Origin of the sequence: Roseomonas rosulenta, assembly GCF_016106005.1 — a bacterium.
Taxonomy (GTDB): Bacteria; Pseudomonadota; Alphaproteobacteria; order Acetobacterales; family Acetobacteraceae; genus Neoroseomonas; species Neoroseomonas rosulenta.
Genome location: NZ_JACADR010000303.1, coordinates 1 through 4974 on the forward strand (window position 1 = coordinate 1; position 4974 = coordinate 4974).

4 protein-coding genes are annotated in these 4974 nt (G+C 74.5%); 2 read left to right on the plus strand and 2 right to left on the minus strand.

Annotated features, from left to right (window positions below):
* Positions 1 to 81: 81 nt before the first annotated feature.
* A complete protein-coding gene (locus HW578_RS22715; protein WP_198372992.1) occupies positions 82 to 774 on the minus strand; it encodes a TVP38/TMEM64 family protein in 693 nt (230 codons plus the stop codon).
* Positions 771 to 1559 carry a glycosyltransferase family 2 protein gene (locus HW578_RS22720; RefSeq protein WP_198372993.1) on the minus strand — a complete coding sequence of 263 codons (789 nt, stop codon included), beginning with the start codon at positions 1557 to 1559 and terminating at the stop codon, positions 771 to 773. The genes HW578_RS22715 and HW578_RS22720 overlap by 4 nt, the downstream gene beginning before the upstream one ends.
* Positions 1560 to 1639: 80 nt before the next feature.
* Here HW578_RS22720 and HW578_RS22725 point away from each other — a divergent pair, with 80 nt between their 5' ends.
* Positions 1640 to 2716 (plus strand): COX15/CtaA family protein, encoded by a 1077-nt coding sequence (locus HW578_RS22725; protein WP_198372994.1) that lies wholly within the window; start codon positions 1640 to 1642, stop codon positions 2714 to 2716.
* The coding region (locus HW578_RS22730; RefSeq protein ID WP_198372995.1) for a PAS-domain containing protein at positions 2713 to 4974 on the plus strand (2262 nt) is incomplete at its 3' end. The genes HW578_RS22725 and HW578_RS22730, both read left to right, overlap by 4 nt.

The following is a 4974-nucleotide window of genomic DNA, read 5'->3' on the forward strand; positions in this document are numbered from 1 at the left end:
CTCGTCGGCGCCGACGAGCGCGGCGCGGGCGAGCCGCGCGGGCATGCGCTCATTCGACTGCGGCGACGGACGCGCCGCGCCTCAGCCCTGGTCGGGCTCCAGCGCCTGCCCCGCCCGGTGGCGGCGCAGCAGCGCCAGGCCGATCGCCGCCGAGACCACGAACAGCCCCGCCGCCAGCCCCAGCTGCCAGGCCCCATCCACCCGGATGCCCTTGCCCAGCAGGGCGAAGACCACCGTCTGCGGCAGGTAGCCCAGCGCCGACGCCGCCAGGAAGGGCACCAGGCTGATCGCCGCCATTCCCGCCAGCAGGTTCAGCGCCAGGTTGTTGCCCACCGGCAGCAGCCGCAGCGCCAGCGTCGCGCCGAAGGGGCTGCCGGCCAGCACGTCGCGCAGCGGCCGCAACCGATGGCCGAATCGCCCCGCCAGCCGCCGTTCCGCCCAGCCGCGCCCGACCGCGCGCGCCCAGCCATAGGAGGCCGCGCAGCCCACCACCTGCGCCGCCAGTGCCAGCAGGCTCCCCTCCACCGCGCCGAAGGCATAGCCGCCAAGGAAGGCCACGCCCTGCCGCGGCGCCCCGGCCGCCGTGGCCGCCGCGCCGATCGCGACAAACACCAGGTCGCCCAGCAGCCCCTGCCCGAGCACCCAGCGATCCACCCAGTCGGTCCCTGGCGAAAGCCCGATCCCGCGCAGCAGCAGCCCGGCCGCCGCAAGGCCCGCCGCCAGCATCGCCAGCTTGACCACGGCCGAACGGCGCCGGGCCGCAGCCGCGCTCATGGCCCGGTATCGGACTCGATCGCCGGCCGGCGCCCGCGCCGCTGCAGCCAGGCCATGCCGACCAGGTCGAACAGGCTCACCGCCAGTCGGTCCAACGTCCCGTAGTTCGAGGCCCCGCGCACCCGCGGGCGGTGGTTGACCGGCTCGCTCACCACGCTACCGCCCTGGCGCAGCGTGAGCGCAGGCAGGAAGCGGTGCATGTGGTCGAAATGCGGAAGGTCGAGGAACAGGTCGCGGGGAAACACCTTCAGCCCGCAGCCGGTGTCCGGCGTGGCGTCGCGCAGCAGGCGGGACCGGATGGCGTTGGCCACCTTGCTCGAATACCGCTTCACGCCGCTGTCCTTGCGGTTCACCCGGTGGCCGGCGACCAGGGTGCGGCGCCCCGCGGCGGCCTCGGCCTCGGCGCGGGCGAACAGGCGCGGGATGTCGCCCGGGTCGTTCTGCCCATCCCCGTCCAGCGTCGCAATCCAATGTCCGCGCGCCGCCTTCACCCCGGTGATGATCGCGGCCGACTGCCCGCAGGAGGCCTGGTGGCGCAGCGCGCGCAGCGGCGCCCCGGTGGCCCGCGCCTCGCGCAGCGCCTCGGGCGTATGGTCGGTCGATCCGTCGTCGACATAGACGATTTCGTGCGGCAGGCCGGCCAGCGCCGCCTCGATCTCCGCCACCAGGGGCGCGATGTTGGGCGCCTCGTTGCGGACGGGGATCACGACGGACAGCAGCGGGGGCGCCCCGGCATCCGGCGCCGGCAGGGCAGGCCCGGACCCGGCGCGGGGCTCGGGAGACATGACGCGGCGGTAGCAGGCGCACCCCGCCGCGGCAAGCCGCCCCCCGTGCGCTCCGCGCGGGCCTCCCCTATATCCGCGGCATGCCCTTCGACAGCCGCACCCTCGACGCCGCGCCGGCGGTGGCGCCCGCCACCGACCGCCGGGCCCTCGCACGCTTCCTGCTCTTCGTTGCCGGGCTGGTCTGGATCATGGTCGCGATCGGCGGCGCCACGCGGCTGACGGGCTCGGGCCTGTCGATCATGGAATGGGCGCCGATCGCGGGCTTCCTCCCGCCGCTGAGCGACGCCGAATGGCAGCGCCTTTACGATCTGTACCGCACCATTCCGCAATATGCGTTGGTCAACCAGGGCTTCGGGCTCGAAGGCTTCAAGGAGATCTTCTGGCTGGAATGGATCCACCGCTTCTGGGGGCGCCTCATTGGGCTGGCCTATGTGGCGGGCCTTGCCTGGTTCTGGCTGCGCGGGCGCATCCCGCCGGGCCTCAAAACGCGGCTGCTGCTGCTGCTGGCGCTGGGCGGGCTGCAGGGCGCGATCGGCTGGTTCATGGTCGCCTCGGGCTTCGAGGCCGACCGCACGGCGGTCTCGCCCTATCGCCTGGTGATCCACCTGGGCATGGCTTTCCTGCTCTATGGCGTGCTGCTCTGGACCGCGCTGTCGCTGTTGCGGCCGCAGCCCGAACAGGACCCGGCGCCGCGCGCGCTGCGCGCCTGGGTGCACACTGCCGCCGGCCTTGCCGTGGCGGCGATGCTGGCTGGCGGCTTTGTGGCGGGCATCCGCGCCGGTTTCGACTACAATACCTTTCCGCTGATGGAAGGACGCCTCGTGCCGCAGGGCTATTGGGTGCTTGAGCCGGGCTGGAAGAACCTCACCGCCAATATCGCGGCGGTGCAGTTCAACCACCGCCTGCTCGCGACCGCCACGCTGGCCGCTGCCGGCTGGGCGGCCTTCCTGGCGTGGCGCCGGCTGCCGCGCGGGCGGGTGCGCGGGGCCGCCATGGGCCTCGCCATCGCGGTCGGGCTGCAATACGCGCTGGGTGTGGCGACCCTGCTCGCCGTCGTGCCGGTCTGGCTCGGCACGCTGCACCAGGCCGTGGCGGTGCTGGTCCTCACCGGCGCGCTGCTGGCCCTTCACGCGCTGCGGCGGCCCACGCCCGGATGACGCGCGAGGAGGCCGCGCTCAAGGCCATCGAGGCCCTGCCCCACGCCATCCTGGTGATGGACAGGTCGGAGCGGCTGGTCCTCGCCAATGCCGCGCTGTGGGGCGAGGCCGGGGCCGACCCCGCCCGCTTCCCGCCCGGCACCTCGCTGCGCGACATCCTACGCCTCTTCGCCTTCCGCGGCCTGCTCGGCGCCGGCGACCCCGCCGTCCTGGCCGAGGACGCCCTGGCCCTTGACCGCAGCCAGTTCCTGCTGCGCCACCAGCGCACCGCCGATGGCCAGCGGCTTTCGGAGGTGGCCAGCCTGCCGCTCGCCGGCGGCGGCTTCGCCCTGTGCTCGGTCGACATCACCGCGCTCACCCGCGCCGAGGCGGCGGCACGCGCCCGCGCCGCGCTGCTCGAACGCGTGCTGAACGCGCAGCGCGGCGGCGTGGCGCTGTTCGACGCGCAGCACCGCCTGGTGCTGCACAACGCGGCCTATGGCCGCCATTCCGGCGCCACGCCCGAGATGCTGGCCGGCCGCCCCACCCTCAGCGAGCTGGTCGAGACCCTCGACCGCGCCGGTGAGTTCCGCACGACCCGGGCCCGCACGCACCAGCGCGACATCCTCGCCGCCGACCGCCGCCAGCCGCGCGTGGCGCAGCGCGAACGCGCCGATGGCAGCATCATGCGCTTCACCAGCACGCCCGAGCCCGATGGCGGCTTCCTGCTGCAATCCGACGAGGTGACCGACCTGCGCCGGGCCGAGGACGATGCGCGCCGCCGCGCCGCCATCCTGGACGGCGTGCTGGAAGCGCTGCCGCACGGCATCTGCGTCTGGGGCCCGGACCAGCGCGTGGCGCTGTTCAACGGCGCCTACACGCAGCTGATGGAAGGCGCGCCGCTGCAGGTGGGCGACACGCTCGAGGACGTGATCCGCCGGCGTGCCGCCGCGGGCGAATACGGCCCCGGCGAGGTCGATGCGGTCATCGCGCGCGAGCGCGCCCGCGACCTGTCCCGCCCGCAGGAGCGCCGGCGCCGGCGCGCCAACGGCACCGCGCTCGACATCCGCACCGCGCCGCTGCCCGATGGCGGGCATGTGTCCGTCGTCACCGACATCACCGCGCTGTGGCAGGCCGAGGAGGAAGCGCGCCGCCGCGCCTCCCTGCTCGAGACCGCGATGGGATCGATGCGCCATGGCCTCGTGGTCTATGGCCCGGACCGGCGCGTGGTGGCGGCCAATGCGCTGGCCAGCACGCTGGCCGGGCACGAGCCGGGCGACATCCGCCCCGGGCGTTCGCTGGACGAACTGGTCGCGTCGCTGCACGCCAGCGGTCGCCTCGGGCCGGAGCCGCAGGCCAGCCGCATCGCCGAGAACGCCTGCAGCCTCGACCGCTCGCGCCCGCACCGGCTGCGGCGGCAGACGCCCGAGGGGCGCGTTCTCGAGGTCTCCTCCGACCCGACGCCGGAGGGCGGCTTCGTCGTCACGCATGTCGACATCACCGCGCTCGCCGAGGCCGAGGCGCAGGCGCTCAGCCGCGCGGGCATCCTGCAGGTGATGCTCGACAACACGCAGCACGGCATCTGCCTGTTCGACGCGGCCGGGCACGTCGTCGCGGTCAATGCGCTGGCCGCGCGCATGTGCGGCCTGACGCCCGAGCAGATGGCGCCCGGCCGCCACATCCTCGACATCCGCGCCGACCAGATCGCGGCCGGCGAGTTCGGCCCGCCGGAGGAGGTCGCGCGCTTCGTCGCCATCCGCCCCGACGACCCCTGGCGCGGGCCCGAACGCTACGTGCGCCGCCGGCCGGACGGCAGCACCCTCGAGATCACCACCGCGCCGACTCCCGATGGCGGCTTCGTGCGCACCTATTCCGACGTGACCGAGGATCGCCGGATCCGCGACGAGCTCGAGCGCGCGCGCGCCGCGGCCGAGGCGGGCAGCGAGGCGAAGTCCCGCTTCCTTGCCACCATGAGCCACGAGCTGCGCACCCCGCTCTCGGCCGTGATCGGCTATTCCGAGGCGCTGCTGGGCCAGCCCGATCCGGCGCAGGTGGCGGAATTCGCCGATGCGGTGCGCCAGGCCGGGCGGCAGTTGCTCGGGCTGATCGACGACATCCTGGACGTGGCGCGCGCGGGCGGGCCGGACGCCGCACTGGGTCGCGCGCCGGTCGATGTCGCCGCGCTGGCCCGTGCGCTGGCGGAGGCGACGCAGGACCAGGCCGCCGAGGCCGGCGTCAGCCTCGCGGTCGAGGGCGAGATCCGAAGAGCACACCTCTGT